The sequence below is a fragment of the Actinokineospora sp. HUAS TT18 genome, from assembly GCF_051364635.1.
Taxonomy (GTDB): Bacteria; Actinomycetota; Actinomycetes; order Mycobacteriales; family Pseudonocardiaceae; genus Actinokineospora.
Genome location: NZ_CP195645.1, coordinates 7,034,002 through 7,053,877, shown reverse-complemented (window position 1 = coordinate 7,053,877; position 19,876 = coordinate 7,034,002). Strand labels below are relative to the sequence as shown.

Here is a 19,876-nt window from a genome sequence, read left to right as displayed (position 1 = left end):
GGCCGCCCGGGCGCGGAGAGCGCGTGCCGGACTCGCGGGACGGGCCCTGGGGCTAGCCCAGGGTCTCGATGAGGTAGGTCCGCCATTCGCGCAGCAGGCCCGCCCGATCGAGGTCGAGCACGCGGCGCAGCAGGTCGTCGGTGTCGCCCGCCGACATCGGGCCCGCGCCGCCCAACTCGCGGTACAGGGTGACCAGGCGGGCCTGGCCGTAGCGGTCGGCGACGAACCGGGCTATCGACCACGCCTGCTGGTAGGCGAGGTCGAGTTCCTTGTCCTTGCCGCGGAACGCGCGGTCCTCCGGCAGCGCGGTCGGCGGCCCCGAGTCGATGACCTGCCGGGCCAGGTCGGGCGCGCCCTGGGCCAGCGAGATGCCGCTGTCGAGGTAGCCGACGTAGTCGGAGAAGCCCTCCAGCAGCCACATCGGCGACCCGTCCACCGTCACCGACCGGGCCGCCACGTGGGTGATCTCGTGGCGCAGCACCACCCGCAGCGACGCGATCGACAGCGCGCGGGAGCCCATCGGGCTGAGGATGACCCGCTGGCCGGTGGCCGCCCGCTTCGCCGTGTCGACCCGGTCCGCGGTCGCCACCGCCACCACCGACTCCACCGGGAAGTCGGGGCCGACCAGGGCCTTCATCTCGGCCGCGCCGTCGGGCAGCAGCAGCGCCACCCGGCCGGTCCACTCCCCGCCCCACACCTGGCTGACCGCCTCGACCGCCGGGTCCAGCTCGCGGACCAGCCGGTCGACCATGGGCTGGCTGCCCGGGTGGGCCAGGACGAGCCCGCGCGCGGTGGTCGTGACCAGGCACGGCCCGAAGTCCCACGGCCCGCGCCACGTGCGGCGGCCGATCTCGGCGAGTTCGGCGTCGGACCGCAGGTACCAGACACCGTCGCGGTTGACGAACAGGTAGCCCATGGCCCGGCTGGTCGGCGCGGTGTCGATCCCGCCGAGCGCGTAGCGCAGGTCGACCGCGGGCGCCCACAGCTCCGCGCCGCCCGCGAGGCCGGACACGTCGAGACTGTCGTCGGGGTGCAGCGTGTAGGACCAGTGGTCGAACGGGACACCCGCGAGATTGGCGAACAGGGCCCGCTGGCTTTCCACGAACGCCGGGTCGGCCTGCGGGTCGATGCCACCGAGGAACCCGGCCTCGTCGCGCCGCAGGATCGAGTCGGCGCGGCGGGCGAGCAGGGTGGTGACGGCGTCGGTGCGGTCCGGGTCGGTGCCCGCCGGGGCCGCGGGCTCGACCCCGCCCAGCGGCTGGCCCTGCGACGGCGCGCGCGGCGGCACGACCTGCGAGGACGGCAGCGCGATCAGCGCCATCGCGGAGAGCGCGATGACGGCGACCGCCGCGCTCAGCCAGGCGCGCACCCGTCCCCTCGAAGCCATCCACGGATCGTAAGTGAAAAAGCACTCGGGACCGGCACCAAGACGGTGCCGGTCCCGAGTGGGATGAGCGATCAGCCGACGATGCGCTTGGCACCGAGGTAGTCGCGACCGCCGCCTTCGACGGTGGCGGTCTTCACCGGCACACCCGATGTCGACGCGTGCACGATCATGCCGCCGCCGATGTACATCGCGACGTGGTGGATGGTGCTGGGGCTTCCGCCGTAGAACAGCAGGTCTCCGGGCTGCCACTCGCCCCGGGCGACCGACTTGCCGAGGGTGTACTGCGCCCGGCTGGAGTGCGGGAGGCTGACACCCGCGGCCCGGTAGGCGTACAGGGTCAGGCCGGAGCAGTCGAAGGAGTTGGGACCTTCGGCACCCCACACGTAAGGCTTGCCGCGCTGGGCGAGAGCGACCTCCATGGCCTTGCCCGCCGCGCCGGGGGGCGCCAGGTACACGCCGTTGTCGACCGGCGGGTTGGCGAGCTCGTTCTTCTCCTTGGGCGAGAGCCGGTTCTTCGCCTCCTCGACCTGCTTGATCTGCGCCTGCAGGTCGTCGCGGGTCTTGGTGATGTCGGCGGTCAGCTTCTCCGCGGCCGCCTTGGCGTCGGCGGCGCGCTTCTGGCCGTCCTCGGCGGTCTGGCGTGCCTGCGAAGCGGTGGCCACGGCGCTGGTGTACTTCTCCAGCGCGTTCGAGCTGTCGGAGGCGAGCACGTTGAGCGCGGAGGCGCGCTCGAGGAAGTCGTCAGCCGACGTGCCGGTCAGCAGGGCACTGATCTTGTTGAACCGGGCACCCTGGAAGGACGCGCTGGCCAGCTGGTCGACCTGGCCGCGGAACTGCTCCTCCTGGCCGAGCGCCTGCTTCTCGGTCTCCTTGGCCTGTGCGACCTCGGCGTTGGCCTTGTCGAACTCGGCGTTCTTGGCCTGCAGGTCGGTCTGGGCCTTCAGCAGGTCCTCGTTGACCTTCTCGGCCTGCTTGCTCAGGTCCTGGAAGAGCTTGAGCGCCTCCGACGCGGTGGTCGGCTGCTGGATGGGTGCGGGCTGGGCGTAGGCGGGACTCGGGGACATCCCGCCGATCATCGCTACGACAGCGGTGACACTCATGGCTCCGCGCACAGCTCGCTTGAGTCGATGCGACGACACGTCGCGCGTACTCCTTCGTCCTCAAACCGCCGACGGGGCTGTCCTAGGCGCCGAAGCGCCGTTCTCGATCTACGACAACCCCACCGTGGGGGATTCCGGGTCAGCCGGACGAGGCTGACTTCGGCGGCGATCCCGCGTAGCCACCTCGGGGTGGGCGGCTGTCGGCCGCGAGATCTCGGACAGGTTACGAAAAGTGAGCCCGCACGTCTACCAGCGGCCCCGAAATCACAACGCGTTTTGTCGCTAAACACCAACGGAGCAGTCGCGACTCCGCCGTGTGACAGTCACAACACCACAGTTCACCCGCCCGGGGAACCGCTCGGCGACGGCGACCAACCGTTCGGCGAATCGCGGTGATCACCGCCGCCGATCATGGGCGATCAGGCCGATTTCTCGATCGGGATCAGGCGCAACCGGGGCACCAGACCCGCCCCGGCGAGGACGTCGAGGGCGCGGCGCTCGGAGGTGTCGAGATCGACGTTCGGCGGCGCGCCGAGCAGACAGGTGATCACACAATCCTGGCAGGCGTCGCCGCGAACCTCGCAGCTGTCGCAGTCGATGATCATTCCCGGTCCTTTCCGGTGCGGACGATCTCGTGTTTCGCACACTAGAAGAGGACACCGACAATTTCGCTCACACGTTCGATTTCAGGCCCCGACGAATTCCCAGTGCCACGGTTCCTCGCGGCCCCGTCCGGGCTGCGCCCACGGCGGATTCGACCACCCGAAAAGCGGGGCTGTCCTGGCCAGCCACGCGTATTCGGCGGTGCCGAACGACTGCGCGCCGCCACACATGTCGACCGCCAGGCCCCAGCCGTGGTTGCTGGTGCCCGGCACCGCCGCCAGCGCCGGTTTGACCCCGTAGAGGCGGACTTGGGCGGCGAAGGTGCGGTAGGAGTCGGTGAGGCACAGCGGCCTGCCGAACGCGGCGCCGTGGGCCGCCGACAGCGCCCGCAGCGACTCGGCGGCGTCGCACCGCAGCAGGTGGCTGCCGATGCCGACCGGGCACAGCGCCGCCGCCGGGATCAGGCCGTTGGGATAGCCACCCCACGCACCGGCGGCCTCGCCCGCCGCCCTGGGCGGGAGCTGGACGCCCCCGCAGCGCCAGGGCAGCCCGCCATCGGTCGCCGTGGGCGCGGGCTGTGGTGGGCGGCGTGGGAGCGCGGGCCGGGCCACCCCGAGTACGGAGTCACCCGCCGGAAGGTCGGTGACCACCACGCCTGCCAGCCGCGCGTCGGCGGCGAGCATCGTCCGCTGGTCGAGCACGATCCCGACCCCTTGGGCGCCGAGCCGGGCCGGGCCGAGGAACACCAGGTCGCCGGGCTGGGCGTCGGCGGTCGGGACCGGGGTCAGCACGCTCATCTGCTCCCCCACCGACCCGGGCACGCCGCCGTAGACAACTCGCACCAGGCCGTCGCACGAGTACGCCGTCGGCCCCTCGCCGCCCTTGCCCGGCACATACGGCTTGCCCAGCGCGCCCACGGCGCCGTTCACCGCCGCGAGGGTCTCCGCGGGCAGCACGAGCAGCTTCTCCCCACCCGGCAGCGTGGCCCGGGCGACGCCGGCCTGCGGCGCGCCGGTCGAGCCGGGCAGCGGCTCCAGACCGGCCGGGAGCCGGGCGGGGTCGGTCAGCACGGCGGCCTTGGGGGCGGTGATCCCGGCCGCGGCGAGCTTGTCGGTGTAGGCACGCCAGTTGGCCGCGGTGCGCTCGTTGCGCTCGCGCTGGGCCTTCTGCTGGGCCACGACGGCGGCGTTGGTGTCGTCGACCTTGCCGCGCAGCTCCGAGGACACCGCCGCGGCCCGGTTGGTCGCGTCGTCGGTGCGCCGGTCCAGTTCGGCCTTGCGCTCGGCGGCGGCCCGCTCGGAGCCCAGCGCGGAGTTCTCGGCGTCTTGCGCGGCCTTCTGCCTGCCGTACGCGGCGGTGAGCCGGTTGTCCTGGTCGGCGCGCAGCCGGTCGATCAGGTCGCTGCCCTGGAGGAAGTCCTCCGGGCTGTTCGCGGTGAGCAGCGCCTGCATCTCGCTCGGCCTGGCCAGCGCCGAGTACAGCGCGGCCGAGTAGGCGTCGACCTCTTCCTGCTGGGCGGCCACGACCCGGTCGGCGGCCTCCCGGTCGGCCTTGGCCCGCTCGACCTGCCCGGTCGCGGCCCGCAGCTCGTCCTCGGCGGCCCGGACCCGGTCGGACAGGTCGGCGAGCTCACGCTGCACGTCGGTGGCGGTGCGCTGGAGTTCGGCGACCTTGGGATCGGCGAACGCCTCGCCAGGTCGGGTGTCCGGCACCGGCGCGCCGGGCCCGACCCCGGCCTCCACCTGCGGCGGCTGCTCCGGCTGGGCCTGGGCGACCGGGTGGGCGAGCAGCGCGGTGACCAGCGCGACCGCGCCCGCGATCCGACCCCACCTGCGCAACGGCACTCCCTGACGACGTGACTACTCACCAGTACTAACGGACTGGCCACCGCCGCGTCACGCGACCCACCCGATCGGGATGGTCTCGATTCAGACCCGACTGAACCGGACTCGACCCGGACCAGCCTCGATCCAGACCCGACTGAACCGACTCGACCCGAACCAGCCTCGATCCAGACCCGACTGAACCGACTCGATCCGGACCAGTCTCGGGCCGGACCAGCCTCGATCCGAACCAGCCTCGATTCAGACGCGTCCGAGCCGGGCCAGCAGCACCGCGGACGGCACCGGGTGCGCCCCGCGCCTGCGTACGGCGTCGGCGACCGCGCGGTCGGAGGTCACGACCACCACCGGGCGTCCCTCCGGCTCGGCGGTGACCAGCGCCTTGATCACGTCGTCGGCGAGCACGCCAGGATCGCTGAACAGCACCCGCACCCCCCTCGGCGCGGCCACCGGCACGGCGACCACGCCCGCGCCGTCGAACACCAGGGTGACCTCGGCCGACGTGCGCGCGGCCAGCGAGGCGAGCTGGCGGACGAGGCGGTCGCGCTGGTCGGCGAGGGACAGCTCGGCGTAGCCGGTCTTGGTGACGTTGTAGCCGTCGACCACGAGGTGCACCGACGGCAGCGCCAGCAGCCGGTCGAGCGCGGCCGGGTCCTCGACCCGGCCGACCACGCCCTGCGCGGCCGTCGCGCCGCGAACAAGATCAGCGGGCCTTGGTCCGCCGCCGCCGAGGACGAGTTCGCGGCGCAGCCCGGTGACCGCGCCGTCGAGGGTGTCGATGAGCAGCGCGAGCCGGACCTCGTCAGCCTGGCGGGCCTCGCGGGCGGACTGGCGGGCGATCTCGGCGTCGGCCTCGGCCCGCTCGGCCCTGGCCTTCTCGTGCTCCACCCGGTCGCGTTCGCGGTCGCGCTGCTCGGTGAGCGCGGCGACCTCGGAGGCGCACTTCTTCTGTACCTGCTCGATGGCGGCCTGGGCCGATTCGGCGGCGTCCTTGGCCTCGCGCAGCTTCACGCCTTGGTCGCGCAGGCGCTTGCGCAGCCGCTCGACCTCGGCCTCGGCCTCCTCGCGGACCTTGCCCGCCGCGCCGGACGACTCGTCGAGCAGCGCCTGCACCCTGGCCAGTTCGGCCTCGACCTTGTGCAGCCGGGCGACGGCGGTGTCCCGCTCGGTGCGCAGCGAGGTGTCCGACGCGCGCCGCGACACCAGCTCCAGGTAGTGCACGGCGCTGTCCTCGCCGAGCAGCACCGCCGCCGCCGCGACCGCGACCGGGTCGGTGCCACCGAGGTCCAACGCGGAGGGCCGGTTCTCGCGGACCCACTGCACCACAGCGGTGCGGAAGCCGACCGAGTCGCGCATCCCGGCCACGATCGCCCCGCCGCCCAGCCGGGCGCGCTTCGCCGGGGCGAACCGCGCCACCGGGCGGACGGACTGCGGGATGTCGACCGGCGGCATCGACCCGACCGACTCGGCACCCAGTTCGGCGAGCCTGCCGCGCACCGCGTCGGGCAGCGCGGCCCAGTCGACGGCCGCGTCCGCCCCACCGTCCACGTTGGACGGCTCAGCGGCGGACCCCTCGGGTCCGGCGGCCTGGGGCGAGTCGGGCATTGCTTAAGGTTAGTCGCGCCTCCCGTACGCGCAGCGTGATATCCCGCCCACCGGATCGCCGCAGCTCACCGGCTGTGTCACGAGGGAACTGTCGGTGGGGCGATCTAGCTTCGGCGGTGATGACCACCGCACCCGCCACCCGCACTCAGCTCGCCTTCGACGAGCTGGGCACACCGCTGCGCGACACCACCTTCGTCGTATTCGACCTCGAGACCACCGGCGGCAGCGCGGAGACCGACGCGATCACCGAGTTCGGCGCGGTGAAGATCCGCGGCGGCGAGGTCATCGGCGAGTTCGCGACCCTGGTCGACCCCGGCCGCGGCATCCCGCCGGAGATCATCGCGCTCACCGGCATCACCGACGCCATGGTCTACACCGCGCCGCGGGTCGAGGCCGTGCTGCCCGCGTTCCTGGAGTTCGCCGCGGGCGCGGTCCTGGTGGCGCACAACGCGGGTTTCGACGTCGGCTTCATCAAGGCCGCGTGCAAGCGCCTCGGCTACCACTGGCCGAAACCCGCGGTCGTCTGCACGGTCCGCCTTGGCAGACGTGTGCTGACGCGCGAGGAAGCCCCCAGTTGCAAGCTGTCCGCGCTGGCCACCCTGTTCCGCGCCTCGACCATGCCGACGCACCGCGCCCTGGCCGACGCCCGCGCCACTGTCGACGTGCTCCACGCCCTGCTGGAGCGCGTCGGCTCGCTCGGTGTGCAGTCGCTGGAGGAGCTGCTCGACTACCTGCCCGAGGTCACCGCCGCCCAGCGCCGCAAGCGCACCCTGGCCGAGGACCTGCCCAACGAGCCCGGTGTCTATCTCTTCCGCGGCCCGTCGGAGGAGGTGCTCTACGTCGGCACGGCGTCGGACCTGCGCCGCCGCGTCCGCCAATACTTCACCGCCGGGGAAACGCGCAGACGCCTGCGCGAGATGGTCAGCCTGGCCGTCCGGGTCGACACGATCAGCTGCGCGCACCCGCTGGAGGCCGAGGTCCGGGAGCTGCGGCTGCTGTCGGCGCACAAGCCCGCCTACAACCGCCGCTCCAAGAACGCCCGCCACGCGTGGTGGATCACGCTGACCGAGGAGCCGTTCCCGCGCCTGTCGATCGTCCGCAAGCCGCGCGACGGCGCGCTCGGGCCGTTCCGCAGCCGCCGCCAGGCCGACGAGTCGCTGCTGGCGCTGCAGGACGCGACCGGGATCCGGCCGTGCACCGTCCGGATCCCCGCCCAGTCCGCGTCCGCGAGCCCGTGCGCGCTGGCGGAACTGGACCGCTGTGGGGCGCCTTGCGCGGGCAGGCAGACGGTCGAGGAGTACCGGCCGCTGGTGCACGCGGTCGGCTCGCTCGTCTCGGGTCAGCGGCTGGATGCGTTGTGGCGGCTGGAAAGCAGGCTGACGGAGCTGTCGTCGGCCGAGCGCTTCGAGCAGGCCCGGTCCGACCGCGATCGCATGTGCACGCTGATCCGGGCGCTGGATCGCGGGCAGCGGCTGTCGGCGTTGGCGGCGGTCGAGGAACTCGTGGCGGCCCGCCCGGATTCGGCCGGTGGCTGGGAGTTCGCGGTCGTCCGACACGGTCGGCTGGCCTCAGCCGGGGTCGCGCCGCGGGGCGTGCCGCCGATGCCGGTCGTGGAGAGCCTGGTGGCCTCGGCGGAGACCGTGATCAGCGGCGAAGGCCCGCTCCGGGGCGCGCCCGCCGAGGAGGTCGGGGTGGTCCTGCGGTGGCTGGACCGACCGGGGACGCGCATGGTCCAGTGCTCGCGGCCGTGGTCGGAACCGGCCCAATGCGCGGCCCGGTGGCGGCCGTGGCTGGACCGGGCAGACCGGGCTCGGGCCGCGCTCGTGATCCGGGACTAGCTCACCACTTGTCGGCGTCGCGCAGCACCACGGTCTGGTCGCCGAAGTCGTCATCGTCAGCCGGGCGGGCCGCGGCGGCCGGGGCGGGCGCCGTCTCCGGCTCCGGCTCGGGGATCCGCTGCACGATGTCGCTGTCACCGCCGAGGGGCACGAACGCCTGGGCGACCTTGCCCGCGGCGCCCTGCCGGGCTTTGCGGGTCAGGCCGAGGATCTCCGCGGCCAGCTCCGCGCCGCCCTTGCGCAGCGCCGCGTCCTCCAGCCGCAGGTCCAGCAGCGCGCCGCTGGCCGCGACGGTCACCGTGACCGACCCGTCGGCCGACGCCTCGGTGGAGCCGGACGACTCGACCGAGGTCTTGAACGCCGTGGCCTTCTGCTGGAGGTCGGCCACCTTCGCCTCGAAGTCGGCCAGCCACTCATCCGGAGTCTGCACGTCGCTCTCCCCTGTCATACGGTGACGGCAGGTCAGGCCGCCCGCGACGTGACGCGTCGCCTGCCGGCCGTGTCCCTGTCGCGCGGGAGAGCCTAATGCGTCGAGGGCACTAGGCTGGGCCGAAACGAAGGAGAAGCGATGATCACCGCGATCGTGTTGATCCGGGCCGCCACCGACAGCATCCCCGAGACCGCGCAGGCGATCGCGGACATCGATGGCGTCGCCGAGGTCTACTCGTGCGCCGGTGACGTCGACCTGGTCGCGATCGTGCGCGTCGCGGTGCACGACGAGCTGGCGTCGCTGATTCCCGACCAGATCAGCAAGGTCGACGGCGTCCTCGACACCGACACCCACATCGCGTTCCGGTCGTACTCCAGTCAGGACACCGACGCCGCGTTCGACATCGGCGTGGACGACGTCTAGTGCTAGAAGCGTCCGGCGAAGATCAGCCGGGCGACCTCGGTGTCGGTGGCCTTGCCCTCGTCGTAACCGCCCTTGCCGCGCAGGTTGTTCATGATCGCCAGCGTGTAGCGCTCGCCGGGGCCGACGAAGCCGACGCTGTTCATCACCCAGCCGCCTTCCTCCTCCGACCAGCCCGCCTTCGCGCCCGGCCGGGCCGCCTTGCCCGCGCCCCAGACACCCCACTGCTGGTTGGCCGCCACGGCGCGCATGCGGTCGACGATCAGCGCGCGGTCCTCGGCGGGCAGCTTGTCCAGGACGTAGGCCATGAGCCGGTCGAGGTCGGCGGCCGTGCACTTCTGGAAGCCCCAGTACGGGAACACCTTGCTGAACCCGGGTATCGCCTTCACCGACGTCAGCCCGTAGCGGGGGAAGGCCGCGTTGAACTCCTGGTGGTCGGCGCCGGAGTACTTGGTCCACAGCGCGGTGGCGGCGTCGTCGTCGGAGCTGTGCAGCATGGCGTCGATGAGTTCACGGTCGCGCGACGACAGCTTGACCGAGCCCGCGCGGTCGCGGGTGAGCAGGTCGACGACCATCGCCAGCTTGATCGTCGAGGCGGTCCACGTGGAGTCGTCGGCGTGGTCGTTGCGCCACACCGCGCCGGTCTTCCGGTCGCGCACCACGACGCCGACGGTGCCCGGCCGCTTCCCCACGTAGGCCTGGACGGCAGCGAAGCGGTGCTGGAAGTCGCAGTCGAAGCCCGAGTCCGGGTACGGGCAGTCGGCCTTGGTGGGGGCCGGGGACGCCGTCGTCGTCACCGGGGGGACCTCCGGGGTGGCGGGCGCGGACGCGATCGTCTGGGGGACGACAGCGGAGGGCGCGGTGGTCGTGGTCGGAGCCGCCGCCGCGGATGTCGCGGGGGGCTCCTCGGTTCCGCACGACACTACGGCGAGCAGGAGCAAGCCGCCCGCCGCCACGCCAGTCCACCTTCTGCGCCCCAGCACGCGACGCAGGCTACCGGGTCTGACCTGCATACAGACCAAGGGCGGCACCCCTTGTCCGGAATGCCGCCCTTGGTCTGATTTCGCCTAGTGGCTCTTCTTGGTCTCGTCCGAAGAAGCCGACTCGATCTCGGCGTGGCCGTTGTGCTGGGCCGCGCGGGCCCTGGCCAGTGCCGTGGTCTCCTCGACCGGGTCCGGAGTCAGCCACGAGCCCGCGACGGGCGCGCCCGCCGAGCCGAGCTTGTTCATCTTCTTCGGCACCGGAGCGCCCTGGTACTCCAGGGGGATCGGGTGGCCGTGGTCGTCCACCGGGCCCAGCGGCTGGTGGATCTCGATGAACTCGCCGTGCGGGAGCCGCTTGATGATGCCGGTCTCCACGCCGTGCTCCAGCACCTCGCGGTCCGAACGCTGGAGGCCCAGGCAGATGCGGTAGGTGATGAAGTACGCCAGCGGCGGCAGCACGAGCAGGCCGATGCGGCCCATCCAGGTCGTCGCGTTCAGCGAGATGTTGAACTTGTCGGCCAGCACGTCGTTCGCGGCGGAGAGCAGCGACACCATGAAGTAGGTGATCGCCATCATGCCGAGGCTGGTGCGGACCGGCACGTCACGCGGACGCTGCAGCAGGTTGTGGTGGGCGTAGTCCTTGGTGAACCAGCGCTCGATCCACGGGTAGGCCGCGGCGATGCCACCGAGCATCGGCAGACCCATCTGGAACGGGAAGAACGCCGCCGGGATCGTGTAGTCCCCGAGGTAGATCTCCCACGCAGGCCAGAGCCGGATCAGGCCGTCGGTCCAGCCCATGTACCAGTCGGGCACGGTGCCCGCCGAGATGTGCGCGGCGTTGAACGGGCCGAAGTTCCAAATCGGGTTGATCTGGAAGAGGCCACCCAGCGCGGCGCAGACACCGACGACGACGGCCATGAAGGCGCCGCCCTTGATGGCGAACACCGGCATGATGCGAACGCCGACGACGTTGGTCTCCTTGCGCCGCACGCCCGGGAACTGGGTGTGCTTCTGGTACCAGACCAGCGCGAGGTGGACGCCGATGAGCGCGAGCAGGATGCCCGGGATCAGCAGGATGTGGATCGTGTAGAGCCGCGGCACGATGTCCTCGCCGGGGAACTCGCTGCCGAACAGCAGCCAGTGGACCCAGGTGCCGAGGACCGGCAGCGACAGCAGCAGGCCAGACATGATCCGCAGACCGGCGCCGGAGAGCAGGTCGTCGGGGAGCGAGTAGCCCGCGAAGCCCTCGAACGCGCCCAGCAGGAACAGCAGGATGCCGATGACCCAGTTGACCTCACGCGGGCGGCGGAACGCGCCGGTGAAGAACACGCGGAACATGTGGCAGACGATCGCCGCCATGAACAGCAGGGCCGCCCAGTGGTGCACCTGGCGGGCGAACAGGCCGCCGCGGACCTCGAAGGTGATGTTCAGCGTCGACTCGTAGGCCCGCGACATCTCCAGGCCGCGCAGGTTGACGAACGAACCCTCGTAGACGACCTCCTGCATGGAGGGGTCGAAGAACAGCGCGAGGTAGGTGCCCGTCAGCAGCAGCACGATGAAGCTGTAGAGCGCGATCTCACCGAGCAGGAAGGACCAGTGCGTCGGGAAGACCTTGTTCATCTGGTGCCGCAGGCCCTTGGCCAGGTGGTACCGGTCGTCGGCCCACTTGGCCGCCCCGCCCGCGGCACGGGTGGCGATGTTGTCCGGTTTGGTGGGAGTTGTGATTGCGCTCATGACTTCCGCTCCCAGAAGGCTGGGCCGACCGGCTCGATGAAATCGCTCCTGGCATAAAGGTAACCAGTTTCCTCATCGACTGCGATGGGGAGCTGGGCCAGCTTGCGCGTCGCCGGGCCGAAGATGGGCTTGGCGTACTGCAGCGCGTCGAACTGCGACTGGTGGCACGGGCACAGGATCCGGTTGGTCCGCTGCTCGTAGAGCGAGGTCGGACAGCCGAGGTGGCTGCAGATCTTCGTGTACGCGTAGTAGTCGCCGTAGTTGAAATCTTCCTGGCCCTGGTGCTTGACGACCTTGCGGGCGTCCTCGGAGCGCAGGCGGATCAGCATGACCGGGTTGTCCGAGCGCTTGAGCGCGGCGGACAGCGCGTGGTGGTCGTCGCGCTCGGACTCACGGAACGGGAACACCGTTTCCATGCCGCCCGCGTCGATGTCCTCGGGCTTGACCAGCACGACCTCGTGCGCGTGGCCGGTGGCGCGGCGCAGGAAGACCTTCTCGTTGTTGCCCGGCTCGTTCATCCAGCCGGTGTGCCAGAGCGAGTTCTTGGTGTCGGTCTGCGCCCACGGGTCGCGGACCAGGCCACCGAGGGCGAACACGCCGACGCCGAGGCCCATGGCCGTGGCGCCGAGGCCCGCGCTGGCCTTGACCAGCGAGCGGCGGCCGATGGTGCTGCGCTCGCCAGCGTCGGACAGGTGCGCCAGGATCGTCTTCTTGTCCAGCTCCGACGAGCCGCCGTCGCTGCGCTGCTGCACCGCGACCTCGTGCGGGATGAACTTCTTCGTGTAGAGCAGCGCGCCCACGCCCAGCGCCAGCACCGACAGGCCCAGGGTGGCGCCCAGCAGCGGCGTGAACAGCGAGTACGCGAAGTAGCCCTCGGTGTTCGGCGCGGTGTAGGCGTGCGGCCAGAACAGGAAGACACCGACGAACGCGAAGCCGGAGATGGCCGCGATCAGGAACCACAGGGCGACGGCGCGCTCGGCGCGCTTCTCCGCCCGGGTGCCCTTGACCGGCCACGGGTCCGGGTATTCCACGATCTCGACGCCGTCGAGCTTCCCGCCGAGCTTGACCAGCTCTTCGCGGGACATCTTGGCCAGCTCTTCCTCGCTGGGCAGATCCGTGGGGTTGGTGGAACTCATGCTTTCGCCCCAATCCAGAGGGTGATGCCGACCAGCGCGGCCATCCCCACGATGAATGCGATCAGGCCCTCGGACTGCGGTCCGAGCCCGCCGATCGGGTTGCCGCCCGGGTTGTTGTTCCCGTCGGTCACCGACTTGACGTAGGCGATGATGTCCTTCTTCTCGGCCGGGCTGAGCTGCCGGTCGGAGAACTTGGGCATGTTCTGCGGGCCGACGAGCATGGCCGCGTAGATCTCCTTCTCGCTCACCCCGTCGAGCGCGGGCGCGTACTTGCCCGAGGACAGCGCGCCGCCGCGGCCGGTGAAGTTGTGACACGAGGCGCAGTTGAGCCGGAACAGCTCGCCACCGCGCGCCGGGTTGTCGCCGACGAGGTCCTTGCCGGACTCCTCGGGGAGCTTGACGCCGCCGCCCTTGGAGTCGACGAACGCCATCAGCGCGTCGATCTCCTCCGGGCTCAGCTTCGGAGGCTTGCGCTGGGCCTGGGCCTCCTGCTTGACCGCGGGCATGCGTCCGGTCGCGACCTGGAAGTACACCGACGCCTCGCCCGCGCCGATGAGGCTGGGGCCGCGGTCGGTGACGCCTTCGAGGTTGGCGCCATGGCAGCTGATGCAGGTGTTGTTGTAGATCTGCTCACCCTTGCGCAGCAGCGCCGGGTCGCCCTGGGCCTGCGCGACCTGCGGCTGCGGCGCGAACGCCGAGTACAGCAGGCCGAGTGTCAGCAGCGCGAAACCGAGGGCCAGCAGCCCGGCGACCCGCCGGTGGAGCTTGCCGTGGCTGCGTTGTTTCTTGGTCATTTAGTCGGCAACCCTTGCTGTCAGTGCGGGCTCGGCGAAGCGGTGGTGGGCGAGCATCACGGCACCAGGTAGATGACCGCGAACAGGCCGATCCACACGATGTCGACGAAGTGCCAGTAGTAGGACACGACGATCGCCGATGTGGCCTGGGCCGGGGTGAACTTGCTCAGCCTGGTGCGGATGAGCAGGTAGACGAAGGCGACGAGACCGCCCAGCACGTGCAGGCCGTGGAAACCGGTGGTCAGGTAGAACACGGTGCCGAAGCCGCCGGACGGGATGGTCACGCCCTCGTTCACCAGCTGCACGTACTCGTATGCCTGGCCGAACAGGAAGATCGCGCCCATGACCAGCGTCAGGATGTACCAGCGGCGCAGGCCGAACACGTCGCCCTTCTCGGCGGCGAACACGCCGAGCTGGCAGGTGAACGACGAGGCCACGAGGATGATCGTGAACGGCAGCGCGAACGGCAGGTTCAGGTGGATCGGCTCGCCGCCCGCCTCCAGCGGAGGGGGCCAGTGGCCGGTCGCGTTCTGCGCCTTGACGGTGAAGAACATGGCGAACAGCCCAGCGAAGAACATGAGCTCGCTGGACAACCACACGATGGTGCCGACGCTGACCATGTTCGGCCGGTTCAGCGAGTGGACACGCTGACCAATGGAGGGCGCTGCTGTTGTCACGCGCAGCATTATGTCGTGCGGTTAGCCGCGCTGCCCGATCGGGTCCACGGCGGGTCGCGAGTCATCCGCGTCACAGGGGTCGACCGCTGGTCGGCCGATGAATTCGGGGGCACGAATGCCTCCCGACCGGATAAATTCCAGCTCGGATGGGCCGGGAGGACGCCTTTCTCGACCCCTGAGTGAGCCCGATAACATCAGCGCGCCCGACCCTGGCCTAACGAAGGACCCCCGCATGAGCACGCAGCCACTGAAGATCCTGGTGTTCAGCCACCGCGCCGAGGTGCGGGAGACCATCATCACATCGGTGGGCCGCCGCCCGGCGGCGGATATCGGCCACGTGCGGTACATCGAGGTCGGGACGGTCGCCGAGGTCCTGATGGAGATGGACGGCGGTGAGATCGATCTCGCGATCCTCGACGGCGAGGCCCAGCCCACCGGCGGCATCGGCCTGTGCCGCCAGCTGAAGAACGAGATCGCCGACTGCCCGCCCATCGTCGTGGCCGTCCGCCGCAAGGACGACCGCTGGCTGGCCACCTGGTCGCAGGCCGACGCCGTCGTGGTGCACCCGCTCGACCCGCTGACCGCGGCCGAGACCGTCGCCGACGTGCTCCGGTCGAAGGCCCTGCCCGTCGTGCGCGGCTGACCATGGCGGAGAGGACCTGGCCGAGCCTGCTCAACCAGCTCATCGCCGGAACGGACCTGGCCGCCGACGACACCACCTGGGCGATGGACCAGGTCATGTCCGGCAGCGCCACCCCGTCGCAGATCGCGGGCTTCGTCATCGCCCTGCGCGCGAAGGGCGAGACGCCTTCGGAGATCGCGGGCATGGCCGCCGGAATGCTCGCCCACGCCAAGCGCGTCCACATCGACGGCCACGCGGTGGATGTGGTCGGCACGGGCGGCGACCAGGCGAACACGGTCAACATCTCCACCATGAGCGCCCTTGTCGCCGCGGCGGCCGGGGTGCCGGTGGTCAAGCACGGAAACCGCTCGGCGTCCTCCCAGTGCGGCACGGCCGACGTGCTGGAGGCCCTGGGCGTGGCGATCGAACTGTCCCCCGACGCGGTGGCGACCTGCGTGCGGGAGGTGGGGATCGGGTTCTGCTTCGCGCCGGCGTTCCACCCGGCCCTGCGCCACGCGGGCCCGACCCGCCGCGAACTGGGCGTGCCGACGGCGTTCAACGTGCTGGGCCCGCTGACGAACCCGGCCCAGCCGAGCGCGGGCCTGGTGGGCGTCGCGAACGCCCGCATGGCCCCGATCGTGGCGGAGGTCCTGGCCTCCCGAGGGTCGAGCGTCCTGGTGGTCCGCGGCGACGACAACCTGGACGAGATCACCACGACGACAACCACTTCGGCCTGGGTCGTGCGCGGCGGAACGGTTCGCGTCGACCAGATCGACCCATCCCGCCTGGGCATCTCTCCTGCCACCCCCGCCGACCTGCGTGGTGGCGAGAAGGATCACAACGCCCAGGTCGTGCGGGATCTGGTGGCGGGCAAGACCGGCCCCGTGCGCGAGGCAGTTGTCCTGAACGCCGCAGGCGCCATCGCCGCCTTCCGCGGCCTGAGCGACGACATCCACGCCGACCTGGAAGCCGCCCTCGGCCAAGCCGCCAACGCCCTGGACTCCGGCGCCGCGTCGACGCTGCTGGACCGCTGGGCCACCCGGTCTACCGAACTGGCGAACTAGTTCAGTCCACACATCTCAAGGCTGGTGCTGATGTTTGACTCATCAGTTTCGTTGCCGCCCGGCCGCGCGGTCATCTCCGACGAGGGGGACGGTCCCGGACCAGCGTTCTGGCTGAGCGACCAACCGGCTACCACAGGCACGTGGGCACGACTCCGCGCCGACCACGCCCGGTCGGGACTGTGGCCGCTGATATTCAGCGCACTCGCCGATGACGAAGAGTTCCGCCCCTGGGGTACCGGCGAGGTACGCCCGGACAGGATGTCCTCGCCCGACGGCCACGACGCGCCAAGGCTCCTGTCGAAGTGGTGGGACAACCGTACGGCCGTCGACGAGAACGACTTCCTTACCCCTGACGAGCGACTCGCCATCACGGCGCCCTTCGGTCGGCAGTGGCCTGGTTTGGCGCCATCTCTGCCTGCGCGAACCGACCCAGATCTGCTGTCCGACGAGTTCGCGGACAAACTGGTGGCGACGCCCGGAACGACACGTCTGGGGTTGGTGATCGCTGGTCGTGGTGCCGACGCGCTGACCGTGGCGGGCTGGGAAGGTCCGCTGAACTACACGGGTGACACCGCGGAGATCTCAGCCGTGCTGCGCGGCTGGGAGGACCGCTTCGGTGTGCGGGTGGTCGGAGTCGGTTTCGACACGCTCTTCCTGAGCGTCGCCGCGCCGCCGTCCACACGGGACGAGGCACTTCTAGTCGCAGCGGAACACTTCGCGTTCTGCCCGGACAATGTCTGGCAGAGTCAAGCGCCCAGCACCCTCGCCTCATACGCCGAAACACTGATCGACAGCAACGCGTGGGAATTCTGGTGGGACTGAGCTCTCGCCGCGCTTGCTGGTCGGGGCGGGTGTAGTCCCACCCCGACCATGTCACACAGCTAAAGCGCCTCGGGGTTCAACAACGCTCGGGGGCGTTCGCCGCGTAGGCCGGCCTGGAGGTTTTCGACCGCCAGCAGGCCCATCGCAGTGCGGGTCTGGATTGTGGCGCTGCCCAGGTGGGGCACGATCGTGACGCCGTCCAGGTCCAGCAGGGCCTCCTCAACCGCGGGCTCCCGCTCGAACACGTCCAGCCCGGCCCCGAAGATCTCCCCGGCCCGAACAGCCTCAGCCAGGGCCTTCTCATCCACCACCGGCCCCCGCGACGTGTTCACCAACACCGCCGACGGCTTCATCCGTGCGAACACCGAAGCGTTGAACAGGTGACGGGTGGCAGGCGTCAGCGGGCAGTGGATGGAGATCACATCAGACTCCGCCACCAGCTCGTCGAACGTCCGCAGCTCCGCCCCCAGCGGCCCGGCGATCTCATCAGGCAGCGGCCGCGAGTTGTGATAGATCACCCGCATCCCGAACCCGACCGCCCGCCGCGCCGTGGCCTGCCCGATCCGACCACACCCCACGATCCCGATGGTCCGCCCGTACAGCTCCTGGCCCAGCAGCATCCGCGGATCCCAGATCCACTCCGTCCGGGACCGCAGCAGCCGGTCGCCCTCCCCGATCCGCCGCACGCAGGACAAGATCAGTGCCCACGCGATGTCCGCCGTGGCCTCCGTCAGCACGTCGGGAGTGTTCGCCACCAAGATCCCGCGACGCGTGCACTCGGGGATGTCGATGTTGTCCACACCCACCGCGTAGTTCGCCACGACCCGCAGCTGCGGCCCGGCCGCGTCCAACAACTCCGCGTCGACCTTCTCCGTCAGCAGGGTCAGCAGGCCGTCCTTGCCCTTGGCCCGGCGGAGGAACTCGCCGCGGGGGATGGCCGTGGGTGGGCCTTCCCACAGGTCGTACTCGCAGTCCAACGCGGCCATCGCGTCGTCGACGAGGCGGCGGGTGACGAGGACCTCAGCCATGGGCGACCTTTCCGGCGAGCTCGGCGAACGCGGCCAGCGCGGCGCGGATGTTCGCCGGGGAGTTGGCGTAGGAGAAGCGCAGGTAGCCCTCACCGTAGTCACCGAACGCGGTCCCGGGCAGGGCGGCCACGCCCGCCTCGTTCAGCAGCCGGTCCGACAGCTCCCCGGACGAAAGGCCCAGCTCGGAGACGTTTGGGAAGGCGTAGAACGCCCCACCCGGCCGCACGCAGGACACGCCGGGGATCGCGTTCAGGCCGTCGACGATCAGCGACGCGCGTGACTCGAACTCCGCCTTCATCCGGTCCACCTCGTCCCACGGGCCGTCCAGCGCCGCGATGGCCGCGTACTGGCTGAACGCCGACGTGCAGGACACCGAGTTGATCACCAGCCGGTTCACCGGCTCGACCAGCCACTGCGGGAACACCCCGAAGCCCAGCCGCCACCCGGTCATCGCGAACGTCTTCGACCAGCCGTCCAGCAGGATCGTCCGCTCCGCCATCCCTGGCACGCTCAGCACGCTGCGGTGGGCGCCGTCGTACTGCAGGGCCCAGTAGACCTCGTCACTCAGCACCGTCAGGTCCCGCTCGATGGCGATCTTGGCGATGGCCTCGATCTGCTCCTGGCTGAGCGAGCTGCCGCAGGGGTTGTGCGGCGAGTTGAGGATCAGCAGCTTGGTCCGGTCGGTGACCAGCGACGCGAGTTCGTCGGGGTCGATGGTGAAGTTGTTCGACTCACGCAGCGGGATCGGCACCGGCGTGGCCCCGGCGAACCTGGTGATCGACTCGTACATCGGGAAGCCGGGGTCGGGGTAGATGACCTCGTCGCCCTCCTCGCACAGCGCCATGATCGCGAAGAACATGATCGGCTTGGCGCCGGGGGTGACGATGACCCGGTCGGGGGTCGTGACCAGGCGGTTCTTGCGTTCGAGGAAGTCGGCCACCGCCGTGCGCAGCTCCGGTACGCCGGGCGCGGGCACATAGTGGGTGTGCCCCTTGGCCAGGGCTTCCTGCGCCGCCGCCGCGATGTGGGCGGGGGTGTCGAAGTCCGGCTCGCCGATCTCCAGGTGGATCACCGAACGGCCGGTCTTCTCCAGTGCCTTGGCCTTCGCGAGCACCTCGAAAGCCGATTCCGTGCCGAGGCGCCCCATTCGGGAGGCAAGTTTCACGAACGCTCCTTCTGCTGGCCGTCCCCCGGGGATCACCCGGTGGACAAGGACAGGTCAGGCGCGATCGTGCCAGGAATAGGGGTGGGCGCGAGTCGACCATCCGGTTCGATTGACGGGTTGACTGGGGTCGGCCCAATCGCTTTGCCCCGACCAGCGCAAAGACAATGAATAAACGCCGCCGAGTCGGGTGACTCGGCGGCGTCCATTGACTAGGTATGCGGTGTTAATCCGTGGCGTCGGGCCGGGTGTGGTACTCGAAGACCAGCCCACCGATGGTCAGCAGGATCAGCACGGCGGCGATGACCAGCAGCCAGATCTGCCAGAACGCCAGCGCGAGGCCCGCGATACCGGCCGAGGCGGCCATGGCCACCGGCCAGTAGCTGCCCGGGCTGAAGAAGCCCAGCTCGCCCGCGCCGTCGCTGACCTCGGCGTCCGGGTTGTCCTCCGGGCGCTGGCTGAGCCGACGCGCGACGAAGTGGAAGTACGACCCGATGATCAGCGACAGACCGCCGGTCAGGATCAGCCCGACCGTGCCCACCGGCTCCTTGGCCCACACGCCGTACACGACGGCGGAGAGAAAGAAGAAGATGGTCGTGACGTCGAAGAGCCTGGCTTCGACCTTCATGC

19 protein-coding genes are annotated in these 19,876 nt (G+C 70.6%); 5 read left to right on the top strand and 14 right to left on the bottom strand.

Annotated elements, in window-relative coordinates; genetic code table 11:
* Positions 1 to 52: 52 nt before the first annotated feature.
* The 5 genes from ACSHT8_RS32935 to ACSHT8_RS32915 form a co-directional block, all read right to left on the bottom strand.
* The gene (locus tag ACSHT8_RS32935) at positions 53 to 1,387 is read right to left on the bottom strand and encodes a peptidase MA family metallohydrolase (protein WP_436495695.1); all 1,335 of its coding nucleotides are present in this window, start codon (positions 1,385 to 1,387) and stop codon (positions 53 to 55) included.
* Positions 1,388 to 1,458: 71 nt separating this feature from the next.
* Positions 1,459 to 2,487 (bottom strand): NlpC/P60 family protein, encoded by a 1,029-nt coding sequence (locus ACSHT8_RS32930; RefSeq protein WP_436495693.1) that lies wholly within the window; start codon positions 2,485 to 2,487, stop codon positions 1,459 to 1,461.
* A gap of 419 nt (positions 2,488 to 2,906) precedes the next feature.
* Positions 2,907 to 3,092, bottom strand: a complete 186-nt coding sequence (locus ACSHT8_RS32925) for a hypothetical protein (protein ID WP_436495691.1) — start codon at positions 3,090 to 3,092, stop codon at positions 2,907 to 2,909.
* Between the two features lie 81 nt (positions 3,093 to 3,173).
* Positions 3,174 to 4,934, bottom strand: a complete 1,761-nt coding sequence (locus tag ACSHT8_RS32920) for a D-alanyl-D-alanine carboxypeptidase family protein (RefSeq protein WP_436495689.1) — start codon at positions 4,932 to 4,934, stop codon at positions 3,174 to 3,176.
* Positions 4,935 to 5,174: 240 nt separating this feature from the next.
* Entirely contained in the window at positions 5,175 to 6,536 is a 1,362-nt protein-coding gene (locus ACSHT8_RS32915; RefSeq protein ID WP_436495687.1) for an NYN domain-containing protein, read from the bottom strand.
* Positions 6,537 to 6,655: 119 nt separating this feature from the next.
* On the opposite strand from ACSHT8_RS32915, the gene ACSHT8_RS32910 reads away from it, so the two are divergent.
* A complete protein-coding gene (locus ACSHT8_RS32910; protein ID WP_436495685.1) occupies positions 6,656 to 8,374 on the top strand; it encodes a DEDD exonuclease domain-containing protein in 1,719 nt (572 codons plus the stop codon).
* 1 nt (position 8,375) lies between these two features.
* Here ACSHT8_RS32910 and ACSHT8_RS32905 read toward each other — a convergent pair whose 3' ends face one another.
* A complete protein-coding gene (locus ACSHT8_RS32905; protein WP_436495683.1) occupies positions 8,376 to 8,804 on the bottom strand; it encodes a YbaB/EbfC family nucleoid-associated protein in 429 nt (142 codons plus the stop codon).
* Between the two features lie 138 nt (positions 8,805 to 8,942).
* Between ACSHT8_RS32905 and ACSHT8_RS32900 the strand changes: the two genes are divergently transcribed.
* Positions 8,943 to 9,227, top strand: a complete 285-nt coding sequence (locus ACSHT8_RS32900; RefSeq protein ID WP_436495681.1) for an Lrp/AsnC family transcriptional regulator — start codon at positions 8,943 to 8,945, stop codon at positions 9,225 to 9,227.
* Between the two features lie 2 nt (positions 9,228 to 9,229).
* On the opposite strand, the gene ACSHT8_RS32895 is transcribed toward ACSHT8_RS32900, so the two are convergent.
* The 5 genes from ACSHT8_RS32895 to ctaE form a co-directional block, all read right to left on the bottom strand.
* Positions 9,230 to 10,207: a tat pathway signal sequence gene (locus tag ACSHT8_RS32895; protein ID WP_436495679.1), complete on the bottom strand. Its 978-nt coding sequence runs from the start codon at positions 10,205 to 10,207 to the stop codon at positions 9,230 to 9,232.
* A gap of 84 nt (positions 10,208 to 10,291) precedes the next feature.
* Positions 10,292 to 11,941 (bottom strand): cytochrome bc1 complex cytochrome b subunit, encoded by a 1,650-nt coding sequence (gene qcrB, locus ACSHT8_RS32890; RefSeq protein ID WP_436495678.1) that lies wholly within the window; start codon positions 11,939 to 11,941, stop codon positions 10,292 to 10,294.
* On the bottom strand, positions 11,938 to 13,077 hold the full coding sequence (gene qcrA, locus ACSHT8_RS32885; RefSeq protein WP_436495676.1) for a cytochrome bc1 complex Rieske iron-sulfur subunit: 1,140 nt from the start codon (positions 13,075 to 13,077) through the stop codon (positions 11,938 to 11,940). The genes qcrB and qcrA overlap by 4 nt, the downstream gene beginning before the upstream one ends.
* Positions 13,074 to 13,871: a cytochrome bc1 complex diheme cytochrome c subunit gene (qcrC, locus tag ACSHT8_RS32880; protein ID WP_436495674.1), complete on the bottom strand. Its 798-nt coding sequence runs from the start codon at positions 13,869 to 13,871 to the stop codon at positions 13,074 to 13,076. The genes qcrA and qcrC overlap by 4 nt, the downstream gene beginning before the upstream one ends.
* Before the next feature lie 56 nt (positions 13,872 to 13,927).
* Positions 13,928 to 14,557 carry an aa3-type cytochrome oxidase subunit III gene (ctaE, locus tag ACSHT8_RS32875; protein ID WP_436495672.1) on the bottom strand — a complete coding sequence of 210 codons (630 nt, stop codon included), beginning with the start codon at positions 14,555 to 14,557 and terminating at the stop codon, positions 13,928 to 13,930.
* A 223-nt stretch (positions 14,558 to 14,780) separates the two neighbouring features.
* Here ctaE and ACSHT8_RS32870 point away from each other — a divergent pair, with 223 nt between their 5' ends.
* The 3 genes from ACSHT8_RS32870 to ACSHT8_RS32860 all read left to right on the top strand — a co-directional run bounded on the left by ACSHT8_RS32870 (position 14,781) and on the right by ACSHT8_RS32860 (position 17,056).
* Positions 14,781 to 15,191, top strand: a complete 411-nt coding sequence (locus ACSHT8_RS32870; protein ID WP_436495670.1) for a hypothetical protein — start codon at positions 14,781 to 14,783, stop codon at positions 15,189 to 15,191.
* 2 nt (positions 15,192 to 15,193) lie between these two features.
* Complete coding sequence (gene trpD / locus ACSHT8_RS32865) at positions 15,194 to 16,234, top strand: anthranilate phosphoribosyltransferase (RefSeq protein ID WP_436495668.1); 1,041 nt, start codon at positions 15,194 to 15,196, stop codon at positions 16,232 to 16,234.
* A gap of 258 nt (positions 16,235 to 16,492) precedes the next feature.
* Entirely contained in the window at positions 16,493 to 17,056 is a 564-nt protein-coding gene (locus tag ACSHT8_RS32860) for a DUF4253 domain-containing protein (RefSeq protein ID WP_436495666.1), read from the top strand.
* Positions 17,057 to 17,115: 59 nt separating this feature from the next.
* Here ACSHT8_RS32860 and ACSHT8_RS32855 read toward each other — a convergent pair whose 3' ends face one another.
* From ACSHT8_RS32855 to ACSHT8_RS32845, 3 genes are all read right to left on the bottom strand, one after another.
* Entirely contained in the window at positions 17,116 to 18,084 is a 969-nt protein-coding gene (locus ACSHT8_RS32855) for a 2-hydroxyacid dehydrogenase (RefSeq protein WP_436495664.1), read from the bottom strand.
* Complete coding sequence (locus tag ACSHT8_RS32850) at positions 18,077 to 19,249, bottom strand: pyridoxal phosphate-dependent aminotransferase (RefSeq protein WP_436495662.1); 1,173 nt, start codon at positions 19,247 to 19,249, stop codon at positions 18,077 to 18,079. Before ACSHT8_RS32850 ends, ACSHT8_RS32855 begins: the two co-directional genes overlap by 8 nt.
* 223 nt (positions 19,250 to 19,472) lie before the next feature.
* Positions 19,473 to 19,874, bottom strand: a complete 402-nt coding sequence (locus tag ACSHT8_RS32845; RefSeq protein ID WP_436495660.1) for a cytochrome c oxidase subunit 4 — start codon at positions 19,872 to 19,874, stop codon at positions 19,473 to 19,475.
* Positions 19,875 to 19,876: the final 2 nt, after the last annotated feature.